General features: G+C 62.9%; 18 protein-coding genes. 8 read left to right on the forward strand and 10 right to left on the reverse strand.

The genetic code is table 11. The features are described from left to right. Window positions 1–21 precede the first annotated feature (21 nt). The 3 genes from AC3Z8Y_RS15125 to AC3Z8Y_RS15135 are packed head-to-tail and all read right to left on the reverse strand — an operon-like array spanning window position 22 to window position 3,253. Window positions 22–1,266 (reverse strand): lipoprotein-releasing ABC transporter permease subunit, encoded by a 1,245-nt coding sequence (locus tag AC3Z8Y_RS15125; protein ID WP_490086514.1) that lies wholly within the window; start codon window positions 1,264–1,266, stop codon window positions 22–24. 48 nt (window positions 1,267–1,314) lie between these two features. Beyond that, the gene (lolD, locus tag AC3Z8Y_RS15130; RefSeq protein WP_181112455.1) at window positions 1,315–1,998 is read right to left on the reverse strand and encodes a lipoprotein-releasing ABC transporter ATP-binding protein LolD; all 684 of its coding nucleotides are present in this window, start codon (window positions 1,996–1,998) and stop codon (window positions 1,315–1,317) included. Window positions 1,999–2,005: 7 nt separating this feature from the next. Continuing rightward, window positions 2,006–3,253, reverse strand: coding sequence for a lipoprotein-releasing ABC transporter permease subunit (locus AC3Z8Y_RS15135; RefSeq protein ID WP_490086515.1), 1,248 nt, complete (start codon window positions 3,251–3,253; stop codon window positions 2,006–2,008). Window positions 3,254–3,346: 93 nt separating this feature from the next. Here AC3Z8Y_RS15135 and AC3Z8Y_RS15140 point away from each other — a divergent pair, with 93 nt between their 5' ends. Beyond that, entirely contained in the window at window positions 3,347–3,919 is a 573-nt protein-coding gene (locus AC3Z8Y_RS15140; protein ID WP_490086516.1) for a PilZ domain-containing protein, read from the forward strand. 25 nt (window positions 3,920–3,944) lie between these two features. After that, window positions 3,945–4,667, forward strand: a complete 723-nt coding sequence (locus tag AC3Z8Y_RS15145) for a glycerophosphodiester phosphodiesterase (protein ID WP_490086517.1) — start codon at window positions 3,945–3,947, stop codon at window positions 4,665–4,667. Between the two features lie 42 nt (window positions 4,668–4,709). Here the strand turns inward: AC3Z8Y_RS15145 and sthA are convergent, their stop codons facing one another. Continuing rightward, window positions 4,710–6,104, reverse strand: coding sequence for a Si-specific NAD(P)(+) transhydrogenase (sthA, locus tag AC3Z8Y_RS15150; RefSeq protein WP_181120375.1), 1,395 nt, complete (start codon window positions 6,102–6,104; stop codon window positions 4,710–4,712). A gap of 374 nt (window positions 6,105–6,478) precedes the next feature. Here sthA and AC3Z8Y_RS15155 point away from each other — a divergent pair, with 374 nt between their 5' ends. Then, complete coding sequence (locus AC3Z8Y_RS15155; protein ID WP_490086518.1) at window positions 6,479–7,762, forward strand: MFS transporter; 1,284 nt, start codon at window positions 6,479–6,481, stop codon at window positions 7,760–7,762. 77 nt (window positions 7,763–7,839) lie between these two features. Then, window positions 7,840–9,012: an MFS transporter gene (locus tag AC3Z8Y_RS15160; RefSeq protein ID WP_490086519.1), complete on the forward strand. Its 1,173-nt coding sequence runs from the start codon at window positions 7,840–7,842 to the stop codon at window positions 9,010–9,012. Between the two features lie 125 nt (window positions 9,013–9,137). On the opposite strand, the gene AC3Z8Y_RS15165 is transcribed toward AC3Z8Y_RS15160, so the two are convergent. Beyond that, a complete protein-coding gene (locus AC3Z8Y_RS15165; protein ID WP_490086520.1) occupies window positions 9,138–10,607 on the reverse strand; it encodes a glyceraldehyde-3-phosphate dehydrogenase in 1,470 nt (489 codons plus the stop codon). 207 nt (window positions 10,608–10,814) lie between these two features. Here AC3Z8Y_RS15165 and mfd point away from each other — a divergent pair, with 207 nt between their 5' ends. Together mfd and AC3Z8Y_RS15175 are read left to right on the forward strand one after the other, a co-directional pair. Next, the gene (gene mfd / locus AC3Z8Y_RS15170; protein ID WP_490086521.1) at window positions 10,815–14,276 is read left to right on the forward strand and encodes a transcription-repair coupling factor; all 3,462 of its coding nucleotides are present in this window, start codon (window positions 10,815–10,817) and stop codon (window positions 14,274–14,276) included. Between the two features lie 39 nt (window positions 14,277–14,315). After that, entirely contained in the window at window positions 14,316–16,613 is a 2,298-nt protein-coding gene (locus AC3Z8Y_RS15175; RefSeq protein ID WP_490086522.1) for a DEAD/DEAH box helicase, read from the forward strand. 31 nt (window positions 16,614–16,644) lie between these two features. Here AC3Z8Y_RS15175 and AC3Z8Y_RS15180 read toward each other — a convergent pair whose 3' ends face one another. The 3 genes from AC3Z8Y_RS15180 to AC3Z8Y_RS15190 all read right to left on the reverse strand — a co-directional run bounded on the left by AC3Z8Y_RS15180 (window position 16,645) and on the right by AC3Z8Y_RS15190 (window position 19,179). Beyond that, complete coding sequence (locus tag AC3Z8Y_RS15180) at window positions 16,645–17,382, reverse strand: S-methyl-5'-thioinosine phosphorylase (protein WP_490086523.1); 738 nt, start codon at window positions 17,380–17,382, stop codon at window positions 16,645–16,647. Between the two features lie 2 nt (window positions 17,383–17,384). Further along, on the reverse strand, window positions 17,385–18,413 hold the full coding sequence (gene nagZ / locus AC3Z8Y_RS15185) for a beta-N-acetylhexosaminidase (protein WP_490086524.1): 1,029 nt from the start codon (window positions 18,411–18,413) through the stop codon (window positions 17,385–17,387). Between the two features lie 67 nt (window positions 18,414–18,480). Continuing rightward, window positions 18,481–19,179 carry a TetR/AcrR family transcriptional regulator gene (locus tag AC3Z8Y_RS15190; protein ID WP_490086525.1) on the reverse strand — a complete coding sequence of 233 codons (699 nt, stop codon included), beginning with the start codon at window positions 19,177–19,179 and terminating at the stop codon, window positions 18,481–18,483. A 186-nt stretch (window positions 19,180–19,365) separates the two neighbouring features. Between AC3Z8Y_RS15190 and lexA the strand changes: the two genes are divergently transcribed. Together lexA and sulA are read left to right on the forward strand one after the other, a co-directional pair. After that, window positions 19,366–19,977, forward strand: a complete 612-nt coding sequence (gene lexA, locus AC3Z8Y_RS15195) for a transcriptional repressor LexA (protein ID WP_490086526.1) — start codon at window positions 19,366–19,368, stop codon at window positions 19,975–19,977. Between the two features lie 13 nt (window positions 19,978–19,990). After that, window positions 19,991–20,476 carry an SOS-induced cell division inhibitor SulA gene (gene sulA / locus AC3Z8Y_RS15200; RefSeq protein ID WP_490086527.1) on the forward strand — a complete coding sequence of 162 codons (486 nt, stop codon included), beginning with the start codon at window positions 19,991–19,993 and terminating at the stop codon, window positions 20,474–20,476. A 19-nt stretch (window positions 20,477–20,495) separates the two neighbouring features. On the opposite strand, the gene AC3Z8Y_RS15205 is transcribed toward sulA, so the two are convergent. Next, window positions 20,496–20,729, reverse strand: a complete 234-nt coding sequence (locus AC3Z8Y_RS15205) for a hypothetical protein (RefSeq protein ID WP_181112483.1) — start codon at window positions 20,727–20,729, stop codon at window positions 20,496–20,498. Window positions 20,730–20,780: 51 nt separating this feature from the next. Further along, a complete protein-coding gene (locus AC3Z8Y_RS15210) occupies window positions 20,781–21,305 on the reverse strand; it encodes a DUF6586 family protein (RefSeq protein ID WP_490086528.1) in 525 nt (174 codons plus the stop codon). Between the last annotated feature and the right edge of the window lie 5 nt (window positions 21,306–21,310).

Raw genomic sequence — 21,310 nt, forward strand, 5'->3', positions numbered from 1 at the left:
GCGCTTCGAGCACCCGCCAGATCACTCGTACCGAAGCGCATACGCCGGCTCGATCTGCGAGGCGCGCCAGGCCGGGTACAGGGTGGCGAGGAAGCTGAGAACCAGCCCGGCGCCACTGACCAGCATCACGTCCTGCCATTGCAGCTGCGACGGCAGGTTGCTGATGAAGTATACGTCTGACGTGAAGATATGCTGGCCAGTGACCCGCTCCAGCCAGCCGACGATCTGGCTCACGTTCAGTGCCACCACAATGCCCAGCACGCTGCCCACCAGCGTGCCGACGACCCCGATGATGCTGCCCTGCACCATGAAGGTGGCCATCACCTGCCGCGGGGTGGCGCCGATTGTGCGCAGGATGGCGATGTCGGCGCCCTTCTCGTTCACCACCATTACCAGCGTGGCGATGATATTGAAGGCGGCCACCGCCACGATCATCAGCAACAGCAGGCCGATCATGGTCTTTTCCATTTTCATGGCACTGAACAGGCTGCCCTGGGTGTGGGTCCAGTCGTCCGGGTGATAGCCCTGCCCCAGCTCTGCGACGATGTTCTCGGCCACTTGCGGGGCCGCCCAAAGGTCACGCACCTTCAGGCGCACGCTCTGCACTTGCCCAGGCTGCCACTTCTGCACCTCGGCGGCGTCGGCCATGTGCATCAACGCCAGCGAGCCGTCGATCTCCGCGCCCACACGGAAAATGCCCACCACATTGAGGCGCTGCATGCGCGGCGTGATCCCACCCGGCGCGTTGCTCAGCTCTGGCACGATCAGCGTGATCTTGTCGCCCACGCTCAGGCGGAAGCGCCGGGCGGTGATATCGCCGATCACCACACCGAACTCCCCCGGCACCAGCTGCTGCAGGCTGCCTTGGGTAATGTGGCTGGCAACGATGGACACCTTGGCCTCTTCGGCCGGGTCTATACCGCTGAGCTGGATCGGTTGCATGGCGCCTTTGTAGGACAGCATGCCGTCCAGCTCGGTAAAGGGGGCGGCCGCCAGCACCTCCGGATTGCGCAGCGCGGCCTTGGCCACCGGGCGCCAATCATTGAGCGGGGTATCGCCTACCACGGCGGCATGAGGGACCATCCCGAGAATTCGAGCGCTCATCTCCCGCTGGAAGCCGTTCATCACTGACAGCACCACGATCATCGCCAGCACGCCGAGTGCCAACCCGATCATCGAGGTCATGGAAATAAAGGAAATGAAGTGATTGCGGCGCTTGGCCCGGGTATAGCGAGCGCCGATAAAGAGAGGCAAGGGTCTGAACATGCGCGGCACCGTAAAGAAAAGGCAGGAGGCGACGGGCGCCTCCGGGAATCAGAGAGGCACCAGGCGGCCTTCGTCCAGCTTGAGCACGCGATCCATCTGCCGTGCCAGCACCGGATCGTGGGTTACGACCAGGAAGGCAGTACGCAGCGAACGGCTGAGCTCCAACATCAGGTCTTGAATACCCTGGGCCGTGTGCTGGTCCAGGTTACCGGTGGGCTCATCGAGCATCACCAGGCCAGGCTCATTGACCAACGCGCGAGCAATGGCAACACGCTGGCGTTCACCGCCGGACAGTTCCGCCGGCTTGTGCGCCAGGCGGTGGCCCAGGCCCACCCGCTCCAGCAGGGCGGTCGCCCGCCGCTTGGCTTCAGGGATAGGCGTGCGGCCAATCAACAGGGGCATGCACACGTTCTCGAGCGCGGTGAATTCCGCCAGCAGGTGGTGGAACTGGTACACGAAGCCCAGCGCGCGATTGCGCAGCAGGCCGCGGTCGCGCTCGTTCAGCGCCGACAGCTGCTCACCGGCCAGCCACACACTGCCCTCGCTGGGCGTGTCCAACCCGCCCAGCAGGTTGAGCAGCGTACTCTTGCCGGAGCCGGAGGTGCCCACGATGGCCACGCGCTCGCCGGCGTGCAGCTCCAGCTCAAGGTTCGACAACACCACCACCGACTCCGGGCCTTCCTCGTAGGCCTTGCCCAGGTTGCGGCAGCTCAGTACGGCTTTTTCGCTCATGCCCAACTCACTCATAACGTAGTGCCTCCGCAGGCTGGGTGCGCGCCGCGCGCCAGGCCGGGTACAACGTGGCAAGGAAACTCAAGGCCAGCGCCGCGCCACACACCAGGAACACGTCCTCGGCCATCAGCTGCGACGGAATGTAATCAATGAAGTAGACGTCCGGGTTGAGGAATTTATGCCCGATCAACCCTTCGAGCCCGGCGATCGCGCGGCTCACATTGAGCGCGCCCAGGATGCCGAGAGCGCCGCCAGCCAGCGTACCGATCACACCGATGATGGTGCCTTGCACCATGAACACGCCCATCACCTGCCGTGGGGTCATGCCCAGGGTACGTAGGATAGCGATATCACCGCGCTTGTCGTTCACCACCATCACCAGCGTGGAAATGATATTGAACGCCGCCACCGCCACAATCAGTAGCAGCAACAGGCCGATCATGTTCTTTTCCATGCGGATGGCCTGGTACAGGTTGCCGTGGGTGCGCGTCCAGTCCCGGGTGTAATAGTCGTCGCCCAGCTGCTGCGCCAACTGATAGGCCCCGCGTGGCGCCTCGAACAGGTCGTCGAACTTCAGGCGCAAGCCTTGCACCTGCCCCGGCTTCCAGCGGTGCAGGCGGCCGAGGTCTTCCAGGTTGGCCAGCCCCAGGTAGCCGTCGATTTCTCCGGCGCCCACGTGGAAGATGCCAGTGACGGTGAAGCGCTTCATGCGCGGGAACATGCCGGCCGGGGTCACAGTGACTTCAGGTGCGACGAAGGTGACTTTGTCGCCCACCTTCACTCCCAGCTTGGCCGCGGCCTTGTCACCGATCATCAGGCCGAAGCTGCCGCTGGACAGGTCGCTGAGTTTCCCCTCACGCAAAAAAGCGTCGATGATCGAAACCTGCGACTCCTGCGCGGGGTCAATGCCGTTGAGCAATACCTTCTGCACCTGACCGTTGTTGGTGAGCAGCCCCTGCAACTGGGTGAACGGGGCTACCGCCGCTACACCGGGGAACGCATCGGCCTTGGCCGCGAGTGCCTGCCAGTCGCTGATCGGCTGGCCGGCCTCGATGGTTGCGTGGGGCACCATGCCCAGCACGCGGTTGCGCATTTCGCGGTCGAAACCGTTCATGACCGACAGCACCACGATCATCACGATCACGCCCAGGGCGAGACCGGTCATGGAAGTCAGTGAAATGAATGAAACGAAGTGATTCCGACGCCTGGCGCGGGTGTAGCGCGCGCCGATGAAGGCAAAAAGAGGTCTGAACATGTAAGTGCTTGTTCGGAGTGAAAGGAACATCCGTGTGGCGAGGCCGCTTCGGCAGCCGTACACTCGGACCACAACCGCCAACTTGGGTTCGCCATGCCGACACCAGATGAAGTAGAGCGCCGCGAATACTACCGTATCGAGGATCGCATCGCACTTGAAATAACCCCGCTGAGCGAGGCGGCCAACGCCTCGCCGGAGGACTCTCCGCTGTTCAGCCTGCTCAGCGAGCTGCACCTGAGCGAGTTTGAATCACAACACCTGCTGCGCCAGCTGGGCGAAACCAACCGGGCCCTGAGCGGCTTTCTGAAGGCACAGAGCAAACGGATCGACCTGCTGAGCCAGGTTGTGGCGCAAATGCTGATGGGCGCCTTGAGCGAGCCGCAAGACGTGGTGATTTCCGAAGCGGGGCTGGATTTTCAACACCCTGTCCGTTTCCCGCCAGGCACCCGGCTGGACCTCAAGATGGCGTTCCCCCCACAGGCGCTGGGCATGATGCTCCGGGCGCGGGTAGTGCATTGCGATACGCTTGCCGATGGACGCTTCGCCATCGGGGTGGAATTCGAAGGCAGCACCGATGCCCAGCGCCAGCTGCTGGCGCGCTATGTGCTGCAGAAGCAGGCGATGGAACGTCGCCAGGCCCTCGACCAGGCATTGGACGCGGTCTGAACACTCTTTCTCAAGGAAATCAGCTGTGACCCTGATTTATGGCCACCGCGGCGCAAAAGGCGAAGCGCCGGAAAATACGCTCGCCAGCTTCAAAACCTGCCTGGAACACGGCGTCAAACGCTGCGAACTGGACCTGCACCTCTCCAGCGATGGGGAGTTGATGGCCATCCATGACCCTACCCTGAAGCGAACCACCGATCGCCGTGGCCGGGTGGTGGACTACACCGCCGCCGAACTGGTTGAAATTGACGCGCGCAAGGGTGGCCCCGGCTGGTTGCACCCCTGTCCCATTCCGAGGCTGGAAACGCTGTTCGAACAATGCCCGTTCGAACACTGGCAACTTGAGGTGAAAAGCGCCTCGCGCACTCGCGCCGTGACGACCGTGCTGGCGATACGTGAGATGGTGCAGCGCCATGGCTTGCTGGACAAGGTAACCATCACGTCCAGCTCGCGGGAGGTATTACGCGCCGCAGCGGAATTGGTACCGGATATTTCCCGAGGGCTGGTGGCCGAATACGCCTGGCTGGACCCGCTGAAGGTCGCCCAGAACCATGGTTGCCAGTACCTGGCGCTGAACTGGACGCTGTGCACCCCTGAACGCCTGCTCAAGGCGCAGCGCCAGGGGTTGCATGTATCGGTATGGACGGTGAACGAGCCTGCGCTGATGCGCCGGCTCGCCGACTTCGGCGCGGACAGCCTGATTACAGACTTTCCCGGTTTGGCCATCGCCACTCTCGAGAATCGCTGAAGGCATGCGCCCCGGCCGGCTCGGGCCACCGGCCGGAGCCGCTCAAAAAAGCCGGTTCAGGCCATCGTACGCCGCTACCCGATAGGCTTCGGCCATGGTCGGGTAGTTGAACGTGGTGTTCACGAAGTACTTCAGCGTGTTCAGCTCGCCAGGCTGGTTCATGATGGCCTGACCGATGTGCACGATTTCCGAGGCCTGGTCACCGAAGCAGTGCACGCCCAGCACCTGCAGGGTTTCCCGGTGGAACAGGATTTTCAACATGCCCACCGGCTCGTTGGAAATCTGCGCGCGCGCCATGCCCTTGAAGAACGCCTTGCCCACCTCGTACGGTACTTTTTCCGCAGTCAGCTCCTGCTCGGTACGGCCGATGGAGCTGATTTCCGGAATGGTATAGATGCCGGTGGGCACGTCGTTCACGAAGCGCCAACTGCCGTTGTCGACGATGGTGCCAGCGGCCGAGCGGCCTTGGTCGTAGGCTGCACTGGCCAGGCTGGGCCAGCCGATCACGTCGCCCGCGCCATAGATGGTCGGCACGCTGGTGCGATAGCCTTCGTCCACTTCGATCTGGCCGCGGCTGTTCACCTTGATGCCGATGTTTTCCAGGCCCAGGCGATCGGTGTTGCCGGTGCGGCCGTTACACCACAGCAGGGCGTCTGCCTTGATCTTCTTGCCGGACTTGAGGTGCAACACCACGCCGTTGTCCACGCCCTCTACGCGTTCGTACTCTTCCTGGTGCCGCACCATCACGTTGTTGTTGCTGAAGTGATAGCTCAGGCCTTGGGAGATTTCCGAATCCAGGAAGCTCAGCAGCTGCTGGCGGTTGTCCACCAGTTCGACCAGTACGCCGAGGCCGCTGAAAATGGAGGCGTATTCGCACCCGATCACGCCGGCGCCGTAGATGATCAGCTTGCGCGGGGTATGGGTGAGGCTGAGGATGGTGTCGCTGTCATAGATGCGCGGGTGGCTGAAGTCGATATCCGCAGGCCGGTAGGGCCGCGAGCCGGTAGCAATGATCACTTGCTTGGCGACGAGCTTTTCCTGGGCGCCGTTGGCACATACTACTTGAATGGTTTGCTCGTCCGAGAAACTGCCAGTGCCGAAGAACACATCGACACGGTTGCGGGCGTAGTAGCTGGTGCGTGAAGCCACCTGCTTGGCAATCACCCGCTCGGCACTTTTGAGCACGTCCGGGAATGAGAACCAGCGCGGCTCGCCGATGACCCGGAACATTTCGTTGGTGTTGAACTGGATGATCTGCTTGACCGAATGGCGCAGCGCCTTGGACGGGATAGTCCCCAAGTGGGTGCAGTTACCGCCGACCTGCCGACGGTTATCCACCATCGCCACCTTGCGGCCTGCCTTGGCGGCGTTCATTGCCGCGCCTTCACCTGCCGGGCCCGAACCCAACACCACTACGTCGTAGTTATAGACAGCCATGCGTACTCCTTCAGAACAGGCCGCGGCGCCACTGGGCTGCCTGCGGCTCGAAATGCCCGGACCCACACCTGTACGGTGTGCAGTCTAGCCAAGCTGCAAGGCGCGAACATTAACCGTTAGGCGCAGCCTTGGCTATCTCGGCTTCTGCACAATTGTAGTTACCGCTTTCGCAATAATCCCATTCCCAGCCCCCTTCAGGCGGCTACGTAACGCCGCCAATCGGGGCCAGCAGAACGAGTTTCATTTGCCCCGGTCCATTGGTAACACATATGGTTACAAATCCGCCCCAGCCGTGGCAGTGCCGCGCAATAGAACCTGCGCAGGCGTCTAGCACAGGGATTCCCTTCACTCCAATTGATAAACGGGTACCTTTCATGGCCTCTCCAACAGGCAAGGGCAAGGCGATTTTTCGCGTTGTCAGCGGTAACTTCCTTGAGATGTTCGACTTTATGGTCTACGGCTTCTACGCCACGGCCATCGCAGCCACCTTCTTTCCTACGGACAGCGCCTTCGCGTCATTGATGCTCTCACTGGCAACCTTCGGCGCCGGCTTCTTGATGCGCCCGCTCGGCGCCATTGTGCTGGGTGCCTACATTGACCGTCATGGCCGCCGCCAAGGGCTGATCGTTACGCTGGGCCTGATGGCCATGGGCACCTTGTTGATCGCCCTAGTGCCCGGCTACGCCAGCATCGGCGTGGCCGCGCCAATTCTGGTGCTGGTAGGGCGCCTGTTGCAGGGCTTCTCGGCCGGTGTGGAACTGGGCGGTGTATCGGTGTACCTGGCGGAGATTGCGACACCAGGCAGAAAGGGCTTCTTCGTCAGTTGGCAATCCGCCAGCCAGCAGGTTGCGGTGGTGTTCGCGGGGTTGCTGGGCGTGATCCTGCATCAGTTCCTCTCCCCTGCAGAAATGAACCAATGGGGCTGGCGCGTGCCCTTCCTGATCGGCTGCCTGATCGTGCCGGTGATCTTCTTCATCCGTCGCTCGCTCGAGGAAACGCCGGAGTTCCAGGCGCGCACCCACCGCCCCACCATGCGCCAGGTGTTGGCTTCCATCGGCCAGAACTTCGGCCTGGTGATCGCCGGCATGGCCATGGTAGTGATGACCACCGTGTCGTTCTACCTGATCACGGCCTACACCCCCACCTTCGGCAAGGCCGAATTGCACCTGTCCGAGTTCGACGCCCTCGTGGTGACCATGTGCATTGGCTTGTCGAACTTCATCTGGCTGCCGGTGATGGGCGCGGTATCAGATCGCATCGGGCGCAAGCCGCTGCTGGTGACCACCACGGTACTGGCAATCATCACTGCCTACCCGCTGCTGTCGTGGCTGGTCGGGGCGCCGAGCTTCGCTCACTTGCTGATCGTAGGCCTGTGGCTGTCGTTCCTGTATGGCTCCTACAACGGCGCCATGGTGGTCGCGCTCACCGAGATCATGCCCAAGGAAGTCCGCACCACCGGGTTCTCCCTGGCCTATAGCCTGGCCACCGCTACTTTCGGCGGCTTCACCCCCGCCGCCTGCACCTGGCTGATCCACGCGCTGGGCAACCAGGCCGCGCCGGGGCTATGGCTGAGTGGCGCTGCGGTGATGGGATTGGTTGCAACCCTGATCCTCTTCCGCAACAAGGATGCGCAGGTGCGGATGGCGGAAGCGGCGTAGGCACTGATTTTGTAGGAAAAGGGGAAGAATCAGGCACCGCACTTTCCCTTGGTAGCCATCAGCGGCAAAGTGACGCGATGGCATCCTTTACACTTCTATTGATCATCTTCATTGACGGCCTGGGCACGGCATTGCTGCTGCCCCTGCTGCCGTCACTCCTGGACCCTACCAATCCCGCGGGCGTGTTATTCGGTACTACACCCACTACCGCCGCAGTCACGTGGCTCTATGGCGTACTACTGGCCGGCTACGCCTTGGCGATGATGGTCGGCGCGCCGCTGCTGGGCGCGCTTTCCGACCGTATTGGCCGGCGGCCAACGCTGCTGATTGCCGTAGCAGGATCGGTGGCCGGCTATGCGCTCTGTACATGGGCGGTCAGCCAAGGCAGTGTCTTGCTGCTTCTGATCGGGCGCCTGATAGGCGGTGCATTCGCCGGCAGCGTGCCGGTTGCGCAGGCGATGTTGGTACAAGCGCCTGGCCAGGCCATGAAGCGCATTGGCTGGGTGATGTTCGCCATGACCGCTGGGTTCTTTGCGGGCCCCGCGCTTGCAGGGATTTTGATGGCAGATAATGAGCATGGCGCGAGCCTGCTTCCTCCATTGATTGTAGCTTTGGGGCTTAGTGCAGTGTGCATGGCGCTCGCAACGCTACTGCCTCCCTCCCCGCGTACAAGCAACCCGATCGGCCCTTCCTTGCTTCGTCAGGTGTTGAACGGCTTCACCTCGGCATCAACGCGCCGGCCTCTTCTCGCCCTGCTCTGGCTGCAGATTGGCTGGAACCTGCTTTACCAATACCTCCCGTGGATGCTTTCGAGAAATAGCCAGGCAGCGGGGAGCATCGGCGCGTTATTGGCCGTCATTGGTGTAGGCATGTGCGTAGCCTTCGTATGGCTGGCCGGCGCCGTGCAGGTCCGCTACCCCACCCGTCGTATTGCACAGGTTGCCATTGCCGCTTTGGCATCGCTCTGTGCCCTGCTGGCAGTCAGCCTGGGCAGCCTGATTGCGCTACCTCTGGCCGCCGCAGCGGCGCTTGCCTACGGCGTGGCGTACACCGCGCTTATCGGGCATGCGCTGGCCTGCGAGCAGGAGAGCTTACGGGGGACGGTGCTCGGGGTTGCCGCCTCGCTGGCTGCTGCGGCCGCTGCCGCTACGGCGCTGCTTGGAGGGGTGCTTGGCGCCTGGGGCAATGGGACCTTGGCATCGGTGAGCGTTATTTCACTGGTGATGAGTTGGGCGGTGGTCAGGAATTGAGGGCCCCGGGATCGCCGGCTTTGCCGGCTCATTGGATTGAGCTCCGCGAAACATTCACCATTCAAGCCGGCGGATAAAAAAACCCCGACCTTCACAGGCCGGAGTTTTCTTGTTTCGGGCAGACCTTAGTGCGGGAACGCCGGTGGGTTCACGCCCGCCATGTCTTCCATCACGCGGATCACCTGGCAGCTGTAGCCGAATTCGTTGTCATACCACACGTACAGTACAACGCGGTTGTCGTTGCAGATGGTGGCTTCGGCATCGACCACACCCGCGTAGCGCGAGCCCACGAAGTCGGTGGACACCACTTCGGTGGAGGTCACGAAGTCGATCTGGCGGGACAGGTCCGAGTGCAGCGCTACATAGCGCAGGTACTCGTTCACTTCCTCACGGTTGGTAGACTTTTCCAGGTTCAGGTTGAGGATGGCCATCGACACGTTCGGCGTAGGGACGCGGATCGCGTTGCCGGTCAGCTTGCCGGCCAGTTCAGGAAGCGCCTTGGCGGCAGCGGTGGCGGCACCGGTTTCGGTGATGACCATGTTCAGCGCGGCGCTGCGGCCACGGCGTTCACCCTTGTGGAAGTTGTCGATCAGGTTCTGGTCGTTGGTGTACGAGTGAACGGTTTCGACGTGGCCGTTGGCGATGCCGAACTTGTCGTTGATGGCCTTGAGCACCGGCACGATGGCGTTGGTGGTACAGGAAGCGGCCGACACGATCTTGTCTTCAGGGGTGATCAACTCGTGGTTGATACCGTGAACGATGTTCTTCAGCTTGCCCTTGCCCGGCGCGGTGAGGATCACGCGGTCGATACCCGGGCAGGCCAGGTGCTGGCTAAGGCCCTCGGCGTCACGCCACACGCCGGTGTTGTCCACCAGCAGAGCGTTCTGGATGCCGTACTGGGTGTAGTCCACCTCGTTGGGCGCCTTGGCGTAGATCACCTGGATCAGGTTGCCATTGACGTTCAGGGTGTTGTGCTCGGTGTCCACCATGATGGTGCCGTCGAACGAACCGTGGACAGAATCGCGGCGCAGCAGGCTGGCGCGTTTGTTCAGGTCGTCGGAAGAACCCTTGCGAACCACGATCGCACGCAGGCGCAGGCCGTCGCCGCCGCCGGTTTTCTCGATCATGATGCGCGCCAGCAGGCGGCCGATGCGGCCGAAGCCGTACAGCACCACGTCCTGGCCCTTGCGGTGGCCAGCTTCGGTGGCTTGCTTGCCCACTACATTGGCCAGCTCTTCACGCACGAAGGTTTCGGCGTTGCGGCCATTGCCTTCGGCCTTGAATTTCACCGCCAGCTTGCCCAGGTCTACCGAGGCCGCGCCGAGCTTGAGCTCGCTCATGGCCTGCAGCAGCGGGAACGTCTCGTGGACCGACAGCTCGCTTTCGTCGGCCTGGCGATGGCGGGCGAAGCGATGGGCCTTGAGGATCGCAATAACGGAACGGTTGATCAGGCTGCGGCCATAGATCGAGGTCACCACGTTATTGTTGCGGTAAAGCTGACCGATCAACGGGATCATCGCCTCGGCGAGCGCTTCACGATCGATCCATTCACCAAGACACTGGTCGGGCTTCTGATTCACGGGAACCTTCCACATGTAGGGGTAGAAAAAAGGAGCTACATTATGACTTCGGCCGCTGCGCCAAAGCAATGAGCACCCGTCAGCACGGCTGCATAGACCGTTGCAGCACCTTTAAGTTCTTGCCTGCACAGGCTTTCTTTTACGCATGCCGCCACTGACAGGCGGCTGCCTGGCCCGTTACAATCCGGCTTTCGGACCTAGTTTCTGGAGCCTTGCCCTACCGTGCCAGTTCTGCGCCTTCCGCCGTTACCATCCGTGGCGAGTTCCGCATCGCCGGTCAAACAGACCTGGGGCAACCTGCCGGGCGCCGCCCTGAGCCTGGCGATCGCCGAGGCCGCCAGCACCGCCAAGCGGTTTACCCTGCTGCTGACGGCCGACAGCCAGGCAGCAGACCGTCTGGAACAGGAGCTGCGCTTCTTTGCCCCCGACCTCCCGGTGTTGCATTTCCCCGACTGGGAAACCCTGCCGTACGACCTGTTCTCGCCGCACCAGGACATCGTGTCCCAGCGTATTGCAGCGCTGTATCGGCTGCCCGAGTTGAGCCACGGCATTTTGGTAGTGCCCATCACCACAGCCCTACATCGGCTGGCGCCCACGCAGTTCCTGCTGGGCAGCAGCCTGGTACTGGACGTTGGGCAGTCGCTGGACGTGGAAGCGACCCGGGCACGCCTGGAGGCGGCCGGTTACCGCTACGTGGATACGGTGTACGAGCACGGCGAATTCACTGTGCGCGGGGCACTGATCGACCTCTATCCGATGGGCAGCAAGCTCCCTTACAGGATAGACCTGTTCGACGACGAGATCGAAACGCTGCGCACCTTCGACCCCGAAACCCAGCGCTCTATCGACAAGGTAGAATCGGTGCGTTTGTTGCCGGCACGGGAATTCCCGTTACAGAAGGAAGCCATCACCCGCTTCAAGGCACGCTTCCGCGAGCGCTTTGACGTGGACTTCCGCCGCAGCCCGATCTTCCAGGACCTGAACAGTGGCATCACCCCTGCGGGGATCGAGTACTACCTGCCATTGTTCTTCGAAAACACCTCCACCCTCTTCGACTACCTGCCACAGGACACCCAGGTGTTCTCGCTACCTGGGATCGAACAGGCTGCGGAGCAATTCTGGAACGACGTACGCAATCGCTTCGAGGAGCGCCGGATCGACCCGCTGCGCCCCCTGTTGCCACCCGCCGAGCTGTTCATGCCGGTGGAAGACTGCTTTGCCAGGCTCAAAACCTGGCCCCGCGTGGTCGCTGGCAGCGAAGATCCGGGTACCGGTGGCGGGCGTGAACGCTTTCCCGCCAGCCCACTGCCCAACTTGGCCATCGAAGCCAAGGCCAGCCAACCGATGGCCGCGCTGGCTGGCTACCTGGATCAATTCCCCGGCCGGGTACTCTTCACCGCCGAGTCGGCGGGCCGCCGCGAAGTGCTGCTGGACATGCTCGCGCGCCTCAAGCTCAAGCCAGTGACGGTGGATGGCTGGCCGGGCTTCGTGGAAAGCGAGGCGCGGCTGGCGATCACCATCGCGCCACTGGATGATGGGTTGCAGTTGGACGATCCGGCCCTGGCCTTGATCGCCGAGAGCCCGCTGTTCGGCCAACGCGTGATGCAGCGCCGCCGCCGTGACAAGCGTGGCGACGTGGGCAGCGATGCCGTCATCAAGAACCTTACCGAGCTGCGCGAAGGCGCGCCGGTGGTGCACATCGACCATGGCGTGGGTCGGTACCTGGGCCTGGCCACGCTGGAAATCGAAAACCAGGTCGCCGAATTCCTTACCCTCGAGTACGCCGAGAACGCCAAGTTGTACGTGCCGGTGGCCAACCTGCACCTGATCGCCCGCTACACCGGCAGCGATGACGCGCTGGCGCCGCTGCACCGGCTGGGCTCCGAGGCGTGGCAAAAGGCCAAGCGCAAGGCCGCCGAGCAGGTACGGGACGTAGCCGCCGAATTGCTGGACATCTACGCTCGCCGGGCGGCGCGCAAGGGCTACGCCTTCAGCGATCCGGCCCTTGATTACGAAACCTTCAGCGCCGGCTTCCCCTTCGAGGAGACCCCAGACCAGCTATCGGCGATCCAGGCAGTGCACGACGACATGCTCGCGCCGCGGCCGATGGACCGCCTGGTGTGCGGCGACGTGGGCTTCGGCAAAACCGAGGTGGCCATGCGCGCTGCGTTCATTGCGGTGCATGGCGGCCGCCAGGTGGCAATTCTGGTACCCACCACTCTCCTCGCCCAGCAACACTACAACAGCTTCCGCGACCGTTTCGCCGATTGGCCCGTACGCGTGGAGGTGATGAGCCGGTTCAAGTCCGCCAAGGAAGTGTCCGAAGCCGTCGCCGAACTGGCCGAAGGCAAGATCGACATCGTGATCGGCACTCACAAGTTGCTGCAGGATGACGTGAAGATCAAAAACCTGGGGCTGGTGATCATCGATGAGGAACACCGCTTTGGCGTGCGTCAGAAGGAAGCGCTCAAGGCCCTGCGCAGCGAAGTGGACATTCTCACGCTCACCGCTACGCCGATTCCACGCACGTTGAACATGGCCATCGCCGGCATGCGGGACCTGTCGATCATCGCCACGCCGCCTGCCCGCCGGTTGTCGGTACGTACCTTCGTGATGGAGCAGAACAAGAGCACCGTGAAGGAAGCGTTACTGCGCGAACTGCTGCGCGGCGGCCAGGTGTACTACCTGCACAATGATGTGAAGACCATCGAGAAATGTGCCGCAGAGTTGGCCGAACTGGTGCCCGAGGCTCGCATCGGCATCGGCCACGGGCAGATGCGCGAGCGCGAGCTCGAGCAGGTGATGAGCGACTTCTACCACAAGCGCTTCAACGTGCTGGTAGCGTCCACCATCATCGAAACGGGCATCGACGTGCCCAGCGCCAACACCATCATCATCGAGCGCGCCGACAAGTTCGGCCTGGCGCAGTTGCACCAGCTGCGAGGGCGAGTCGGCCGTAGCCACCACCAGGCCTATGCCTATCTGCTCACGCCGTCACGCCAGCAGGTGACCGCCGATGCCGAAAAACGCCTGGAGGCGATCGCCAATACCCAGGACCTGGGCGCCGGCTTTGTGCTGGCCACCAACGACCTGGAAATCCGCGGCGCCGGCGAGCTGTTGGGCGAAGGCCAGAGCGGGCAGATCCAGGCGGTAGGCTTCACCCTCTACATGGAGATGCTGGAGCGTGCGGTGAAGTCGATCCAGAAAGGCGAACAGCCGAACCTGGACAAGCCACTGAGCGGTGGCCCGGAGATCAACCTGCGGCTTCCGGCACTCATTCCCGAGGAGTATCTGCCGGACGTTCACGCTCGCCTGATCCTCTACAAGCGCATCGCTTCAGCCATGGACGAGGACGGCCTCAAGGACCTTCAGGTCGAAATGATCGACCGCTTCGGCCTGTTGCCCGAGCCCACCAAGAACCTGATCCGCCTCACCCTACTCAAGCTGCATGCGGAGAAGCTCGGCATTCTGAAGATCGACGCCGGCCCTCAAGGAGGCCGTATCGAGTTCGCCGCCGAAACACCGGTCGACCCGCTGGTGCTGATCAAGATGATCCAGAGCCAACCAAAGCGTTACAAGTTCGAAGGCGCTACGCTGTTTAAATTCCAGGTCCCGATGGAGCGGCCGGATGAGCGTTTCAATACCATCGAAAGCCTGCTCGAGCAGCTGGCGAAGGCAACCTGAACCGATGCATGGCCAGCCAGATAACAGAGTAGCTGTGCCGTGCTCGTGAACGTGTCCGGGGCCCCGGCGCCGCGCCCTCGCTTGTGGCTGGGGAGCGTGGAGTTCAGCGCATTCGAGCCTCGCAACGGGCGCATGCAACGCCATGTTCAGCATCGCGCGGCGCTGGCGTTCGGCTATGAGGGCGTCTACGTTCCCCCTGCCACCTCCACAATGCGCGCCGGCCAGGGTGCCGGGGCGCAAAGCCGCGACGTGCAGGCGGAGCGCCGACTGCGTGATCATCTGGTAAGCCTGGGCTTTCGTATCGCGACCCGGCAAAGCAAGGCGCTGCCGGAGAGCGCAGGCGAACTGTATGAGCTCCCCACGGACAGCGCCTGGTTACGCTTTGTGCTGCAGGATTTGCCCGCGTTGCGCGAAGAAGGTTGGGAAATCGAGTATGGCGAACACTTCAGCTTCCAGCTCACGCCCGTGGACGACTGGTACGCCGTGCTGGATGAAGCCGTAGGGCACGACTGGTTCGACCTGGAAGTGGGGATCGTAGTAAATGGGCAACCCCAGAGTTTGCTACCCATCCTGCTGAACCTGGTGCGCACGCACCCTGATGTGCTCAAGCCTGCCGCCCTGGCGCGCCGCAAGGACGAAGAGCTGCTCGTATTGCAACTACCTGCCGCGCAAGGCAGCAAGCGCGCCCTGCAGGTAGCCCTGCCCTACGGGCGACTGAAACCGGTACTTGCGGTGCTGGGCGACGTTTACCAACATGAGGCCGGCGCAACCCGGCTGCGGCTGCCCACGCCTGATGCGTCGAGGCTTAACGCCTTGGCGGACATGCCCTTGCGCTGGGAGGGCAGTGACCGGCTGCGCCAACTTGCCGCCCGGCTGGGCGACATCCACAGCCGCAACGCCCCTTCTCCGGTGGGCCTGAACGCCACGCTGCGTGACTATCAGCTGGACGGCCTGAGCTGGATGCAAAACCTGCGCGAGCTGGAAGTTGGCGGGATCCTGGCGGATGACATGGGCCTGGGGAAAACCCTCCAGGCGCTGGCGCATGTAGTTACCGAGAAAAACGCCGGGCGGCTCGACCGGCCCGTGATGGTGGTAATGCCCACCAGCCTGATCCCCAACTGGCAGGATGAAGCCGCCCGCTTCGCCCCCGGGTTGCGCGTGCTCACGCTACAGGGCGTGGGCCGCCGCAAGCACTTCGAGCACCTTCATGAATATGACCTGCTGCTGACCACCTACGCACTGCTGCCCAAGGATGTCGAGCGTATCGGCCAGCTCAAGCTGCATGTGCTGATCCTGGATGAGGCGCAGTACATCAAGACCCCCGGCAGCAAGGCTGCACAAGCGGCCCGTCGCTTCGACGCCCGGCAGCGCCTGTGCCTGAGTGGTACGCCGCTGGAAAACCACCTGGGCGAGCTATGGTCGCTGTTCCATTTCCTGATGCCGGGCTGGCTGGGCGACAGCAAGGCCTTCAACACCCATTACCGGGTACCGATCGAGCGCCATGAGGATCAGGAGCGCTTGCAGCACCTCAACGCCCGTATCAAGCCCTTCCTGCTGCGCCGCACCAAGGAGCAGGTGGCGACCGAACTGCCCGCCAAGACGGACATCATCCAATGGGTAGAGCTCAACACCGCCCAACGTGACCTGTACGAAACGGTACGGCTGGCCATGGACCGCAAGGTGCGCGCGGAGATCAGCCGCAAAGGCATGGCAGGTAGCCAGATCATCATTCTTGAAGCCCTGCTCAAGCTTCGTCAGGTGTGTTGCGACCTGCGCCTGGTGGACAAGCAACGCGCCTACGCGCCGGGCGGCAGCTCCGGCAAGCTGGAAAGCCTGATGGAAATGCTGGAGCGGCTGATGACCGAAGACCGGCGGGTACTGGTGTTCTCTCAGTTCACCTCGATGCTGGAGCTGATCGAAGCCGAACTGCAACAGCGCGGGATGGACTACGCGCTGCTTACCGGTGCCAGCCGCGACCGACGGGCGCCGGTGGAGGACTTCCAGCAGGGCCGCAAGCGGATCTTCCTGATCAGCCTGAAGGCGGGTGGCGTGGGCCTGAACCTTACCGCTGCCGACACGGTGATCCATTACGACCCGTGGTGGAACCCCGCGGCCGAGCAGCAGGCCACGGACCGTGCCTACCGTATCGGGCAGGATAAACCCGTGTTCGTGTTCAAGCTGATCACACGGGGCACTGTGGAGGAGAAAATCGCCCAGCTGCAACAAGAGAAAACAGCCCTCGCCGCGGGCGTGCTCGACGGCCACCACGCGGCAGACTGGCGATGGCAACCGGAAGATATCGAAGCGCTGTTGGAGCCGCTGCCGGACAAGCGCTGAGGCTGTGGGCGCCGGCCCCGGCAGGTTCGAATCAGGCCGCCAGTACCCTGCCCAATACGCCTCTCACCTTTCCGATCCCCTGGTGCAGGGCTTCTTCGATTTCCGCCATGGTGATCACATCGGTGCTCTTGCCCGCAGCCGGGTTAACCACCAGGGCCAGGCAGGCATACGCCAGATCGATTTCCCGGGCCAGCGCTGCCTCCGGCATGCCGGTCATGCCGACGATGTCGCAGCCGTCGCGCTCCATCCGGGCGATTTCGGCGACGGTCTCCAGCCGCGGCCCCTGGGTGGCGCCATATACGCCAAAGTCACTGTAAGCGTGCCCCTCGGCGGCCAGTGCGGCGATCAATTGCCCGCGCAGCGGCTCGCTGTAGGGGTAGCTGAAGTCGATGTGGGTAACGTGCTCCAGGTCGTCGGCGAAGTACGTATGCTCACGCCCGCTGGTGTAGTCGATCACCTGATGCGGCACGCAAAAATGCCCGGTGCCCATGGCCGAATGAATACCGCCTACCGCATTCACCGCCAGCACCGCCTCGGCGCCGGCCTGCTTCAGCGCCCACAGGTTGGCCCGGTAGTTCACCTTGTGGGGAGGAAAGCGGTGCGGGTGACCGTGGCGGGCCAGGAACAGCACTTCGCGGCCTGCATATGCGCCCACCAGCACCGGCGCGGAAGGTGCGCCGTACGGGGTTTCGATTTCTACCGAACGGTGTATTTCCAGGCCATCGAGCTGGGTTAGCCCAGTGCCGCCAATGATTGCGTAGGTGGTCATGATCAAGCTCCAGGCTCAAGCAGGCCCGCCCGGCGAAGCGCACCCAGCGCTTCGAGCCAGCGAGGATGCTGTCGATATTCAAGGGATGGGTGAGCGCGGCGGCGCATGCCGGCCAGCCGCGCGGGTGGGGTTACGCCAAGGCGCTGCGCAGCGACAAGGGCCAGCTCGGCGGCGGCGCGGTCGTTGCACACTAGGCCCATGTCACAGCCGGCGCTCAGCGCGGCTTCGATACGAGCGGCTGCATCGCCTGCAACGTGAGCGCCCGCCATGGACAGGTCATCACTGAAGATCACTCCCTCGAAGCCCAATTCGGCTCGAAGGATGCCCTGCAGCCAGTGGCGCGAGAAGCCAGCGGGGCGCTCATCCACCGCCGGATAGATCACATGGGCCGGCATCACTGCCGCCAGCCTGGCGCGCAACTGAATGAACGGTTGCATGTCGCCCGCGCGCAGGGTTGGCAGGTCGCGCTCATCTACAGGAATGGCCACGTGGGAATCCGCCTCGGCCCAGCCGTGGCCGGGGAAGTGCTTGCCGCACGCGGCCATGCCCGCCTGGTTCATTCCATCGATGAACGCCCCGGCCAGGGCGGTTGCCGTTTGCGGGTCGCCGTTGAACGAACGGGCGCCGATCACGGCACTGCGGCCGTAGTCCAGGTCCAGCACTGGCGCGAAGCTCAAGTCCAGCCCTGCGGCGAGGACTTCGGTGGCCATGATCCAGCCACAATGGGTGGCAATAGCCAGCGCATCAGCACTTTCGGCAACTTGTGCGATCCGCCCCATGGCTGGCAGGCGGACAAACCCGCGGCGCAAGCGCTGCACACGGCCCCCTTCCTGGTCCACGGCGATGATCAGGTCCGGCCGTATGGCGCGGATGCTGGCGCACAGGTCACGCACCTGGCGTGGGTGGTCGATGTTACGAGCGAAGAGGATAAGCCCGCCCACCTGGGGCTGGCGCAGCAGGTGGCGGTCTTCGGCGGTAAGCCAGGTGCCGGCAACGTCGACCATCAGAGAGCCTTGAAGGCTGGCGCTCATGGGAAATCCTTGGGAAAGCAACGGGGCCGCTACTTTACCCAATCCGGACCGGGCTGTCGTGCGCGGCTCAGGCCTTGGCCGGCGCTTTGCTGCGGGGGCGCAATTGCGCGGTAGACATGGCAGGGTCGCTTACACCGCTGTCGGCACGCATGCCCGCGGCCAGGAACGGCACCATCAGCCGCATGACCTGCTCGATGGAGGTGTCCACGCCGAAGTCGTTCTCCGCGATTGCCCGCAGCGCCTTGATACCCGACATGCTGAACGCCGCGGCCCCAAGCATGAAGTGCACCCGCCAGAACAGCTCGAGTGCCGGGATGCCCGGTGCAGCTTCATTCACCAACAGCATGTAACGGCGGAACACCTTGCCGTACATGTCTTCAAGGTAGCGCCGCAGGTGGCCCTGGCTCTCACTGAAGGCCAGCCCGAGCAGGCGCATGAAAATGGACAGGTCATTATTGCTGCGCGGCTGTACCGACAGTGCCTGATCCACGAGGATTTCCAGCAATTCTTCCAGGCTGGCCTTGTGTTCGGGGCGGGCGGCGCGGCGCTCGAGCTCGCGATCGAGGCTGGCGCAGAATGGCCCGAGGAACCGGGAGAACACGGCCTGGATCAGTGCCTTTTTAGAGCCGAAGTGGTAATTCACGGCGGCCAGGTTGACGCCGGCCTTGCCGGTGATCAGGCGCAGGGACGTTTCGGCGAACCCCTTCTCCGCGAACAGTTGTTCGGCGGCATCGAGAATGCGCTCGACGGTTTCCGACTGTGCCATGGGTGCTCCGGCTGACAAACAGGTGTTTGAAACATACGTTTGGCCTGCTTGCATTGTCAAGCTGGCGGCGCATTTTCCAGCCATACGGCCACGCTTTCAAGCAGCGAAGCGCCAGCGGAAGGGATTGCCAAGCGCTGCATACTGTATATAATTCCAGGCACTGTATAAAAAGCCAGAGCCAACGCCATGCAGAAACTAACGCCACGCCAGGCCGAAATCCTTGCCTTCATCAAGCGTTGCCTCGATGACAACGGCTTCCCCCCTACCCGCGCCGAAATCGCCCAGGAGCTGGGCTTCAAGTCCCCCAACGCCGCCGAGGAGCACCTCAAGGCGCTGGCGCGCAAGGGCGCTATCGAAATGACCCCGGGTGCCTCTCGCGGCATTCGCATCCCCAGTGCCGAACCGCGCTCCGCCAACGATTCCTCACTGCCGGTCATTGGCCGTGTAGCTGCCGGCGCCCCTATTCTTGCTGAACAGCATATCGAGACCACCTGCGACATCAATCCGGCCTTCTTCCATCCACGCGCAGACTACCTGCTCCGCGTGCATGGCATGAGCATGAAGGATGTGGGCATCTTCGATGGCGACCTGCTCGCGGTCCATACCTGTCGCGAAGCGCGCAACGGCCAGATTGTAGTCGCTCGCATCGGCGAGGAAGTGACCGTCAAGCGTTTCAACCGTGTCGGCCACAAGGTTCAGCTGTTGGCTGAAAACCCGGAATTCGCGCCCATCGAAGTGGACCTGCGTGAGCAGGATCTGGTGATCGAAGGGCTTAGCGTTGGCGTCATACGCCGATAGACAGGAGGCGACAATGCAGTTTTCCACGATAGTGCCCAATAGCGCCCAGCATACCCAGCTGTCGTTGTTCGAAGCCTTTATCGCGCCGCCCGGGCAGGCTTTCCAGAAAGCGCCTGCCGAAGGCTGGCCAGGCCAGGCGCCCGAGGTGTTCAGCGAGCTGAGCCTTCGCGGGGCAACGGGAAACTGCCTTAGCCTGTTGGCACCCATGCTACGCGAGCTGAGCGAGGGGGAGCATATGCGTTGGCTCACGCTGGTCGCGCCGCCGGCCAGCTTGACCCAGAACTGGCTACGCGATGCCGGGCTCAACCGTGAACGCATCCTGTTGCTGCAACCCCGGGCCAATCAAACGCCGCTGCAGCTCGCGTGCGAGGCGCTTCGCCTTGGCAAAAGCCATACCGTAGTCAGTTGGGTCAACCCGCTGAACACAAACGGGCGTCAGCAGCTTGTAACCGCTGCGCGCCAGGGCAACGCGCAAAGCCTGAATATCCGCCTGGGCTGAAGCCCAACGGCCGCCGGCCTTAATGAAGTACGCGCGGCCCGTCATCGTGTTCGAAATCCCCTTCAACCAGCTTGCCGGCCATTTGCACGCCAACGCTCAGCATGGCCTTGGCGACTTCTACGTGCTGGCCCTGGAGAAAGGCCTTGGCATCGTCGGAGAAGTTCAAGGTAACCAGCGAACCTTCGTCTTCGGCGCGACGCAGCTCGATCCGGCCATCCGGAAGTTCGACGATTTCAAGAAAAGACGTAGACATGACGTGAGGGATCTCCGGGAAAGGCGGCTATTGTAACATTCAGTGAGCTAATCAGCACTCACTTAGCCCATCCCGGAACCGGACCGCCAGGTACTTCAACTGTTGGCGCCACTCCTCCAGCTCTTCTCGCCGCAGCGTGGGCGCTTCCTCGGGCTCATCGAGGCTTACCGCCTGGATCAACGGTTGGGTTACGTCCTGCTTGGGCTTGCGCGGCGCCCGTGGCGGTTGCCACAGAGCGTTGTACTCATAAAGCAACCTTGCCAGCCAGGTTGCCCGGTTGCCTGCAAGCTCCACCAATTCCCCCAACTGGGGGTTAGGCGCTGCCGCCAAGGCTTCGGGCGTGAGGAACCGCTCCGCCTTCGGCGAGTCGGCGTCGGTCAGGCGGTAGTACCCTGCAATTTCATGGCACAGCCCCAGCAGCCCGCCGTAAAGATGAAACAGTACTGCCTCGCGCTCTGCCTGGGCCAGCGCAGCCGCATTCATGGCAGCGCCCTGCTCCGCCCGCCCCAGTGCCTCCAAGGCAAGGCCTGCGAAATAGAGTTTCTGGTTAGTGCGGGTATACAACTCATGTGCCATGGGCA

It is taken from the genome of Pseudomonas sp. 3MAES_34.3B, assembly GCF_058145875.1.

What these genes read in the sequence shown, in the direction of transcription:
- AC3Z8Y_RS15205 (WP_181112483.1), bottom strand. Translation starts at nt 20,729, where the DNA reads ATGTCTACGTCTTTTCTTGAAATCGTCGAACTTCCGGATGGCCGGATC.
- sulA (WP_490086527.1), top strand. Translation starts at nt 19,991, where the DNA reads ATGCAGTTTTCCACGATAGTGCCCAATAGCGCCCAGCATACCCAGCTG.
- lexA (WP_490086526.1), top strand. Translation starts at nt 19,366, where the DNA reads ATGCAGAAACTAACGCCACGCCAGGCCGAAATCCTTGCCTTCATCAAG.
- AC3Z8Y_RS15155 (WP_490086518.1), top strand. Translation starts at nt 6,479, where the DNA reads ATGGCCTCTCCAACAGGCAAGGGCAAGGCGATTTTTCGCGTTGTCAGC.
- nagZ (WP_490086524.1), bottom strand. Translation starts at nt 18,413, where the DNA reads ATGAGCGCCAGCCTTCAAGGCTCTCTGATGGTCGACGTTGCCGGCACC.
- AC3Z8Y_RS15180 (WP_490086523.1), bottom strand. Translation starts at nt 17,382, where the DNA reads ATGACCACCTACGCAATCATTGGCGGCACTGGGCTAACCCAGCTCGAT.
- AC3Z8Y_RS15190 (WP_490086525.1), bottom strand. Translation starts at nt 19,179, where the DNA reads ATGGCACAGTCGGAAACCGTCGAGCGCATTCTCGATGCCGCCGAACAA.
- sthA (WP_181120375.1), bottom strand. Translation starts at nt 6,104, where the DNA reads ATGGCTGTCTATAACTACGACGTAGTGGTGTTGGGTTCGGGCCCGGCA.
- AC3Z8Y_RS15135 (WP_490086515.1), bottom strand. Translation starts at nt 3,253, where the DNA reads ATGTTCAGACCTCTTTTTGCCTTCATCGGCGCGCGCTACACCCGCGCC.
- AC3Z8Y_RS15165 (WP_490086520.1), bottom strand. Translation starts at nt 10,607, where the DNA reads ATGTGGAAGGTTCCCGTGAATCAGAAGCCCGACCAGTGTCTTGGTGAA.
- AC3Z8Y_RS15210 (WP_490086528.1), bottom strand. Translation starts at nt 21,305, where the DNA reads ATGGCACATGAGTTGTATACCCGCACTAACCAGAAACTCTATTTCGCA.
- lolD (WP_181112455.1), bottom strand. Translation starts at nt 1,998, where the DNA reads ATGAGCGAAAAAGCCGTACTGAGCTGCCGCAACCTGGGCAAGGCCTAC.
- AC3Z8Y_RS15125 (WP_490086514.1), bottom strand. Translation starts at nt 1,266, where the DNA reads ATGTTCAGACCCTTGCCTCTCTTTATCGGCGCTCGCTATACCCGGGCC.
- AC3Z8Y_RS15160 (WP_490086519.1), top strand. Translation starts at nt 7,840, where the DNA reads ATGGCATCCTTTACACTTCTATTGATCATCTTCATTGACGGCCTGGGC.
- AC3Z8Y_RS15140 (WP_490086516.1), top strand. Translation starts at nt 3,347, where the DNA reads ATGCCGACACCAGATGAAGTAGAGCGCCGCGAATACTACCGTATCGAG.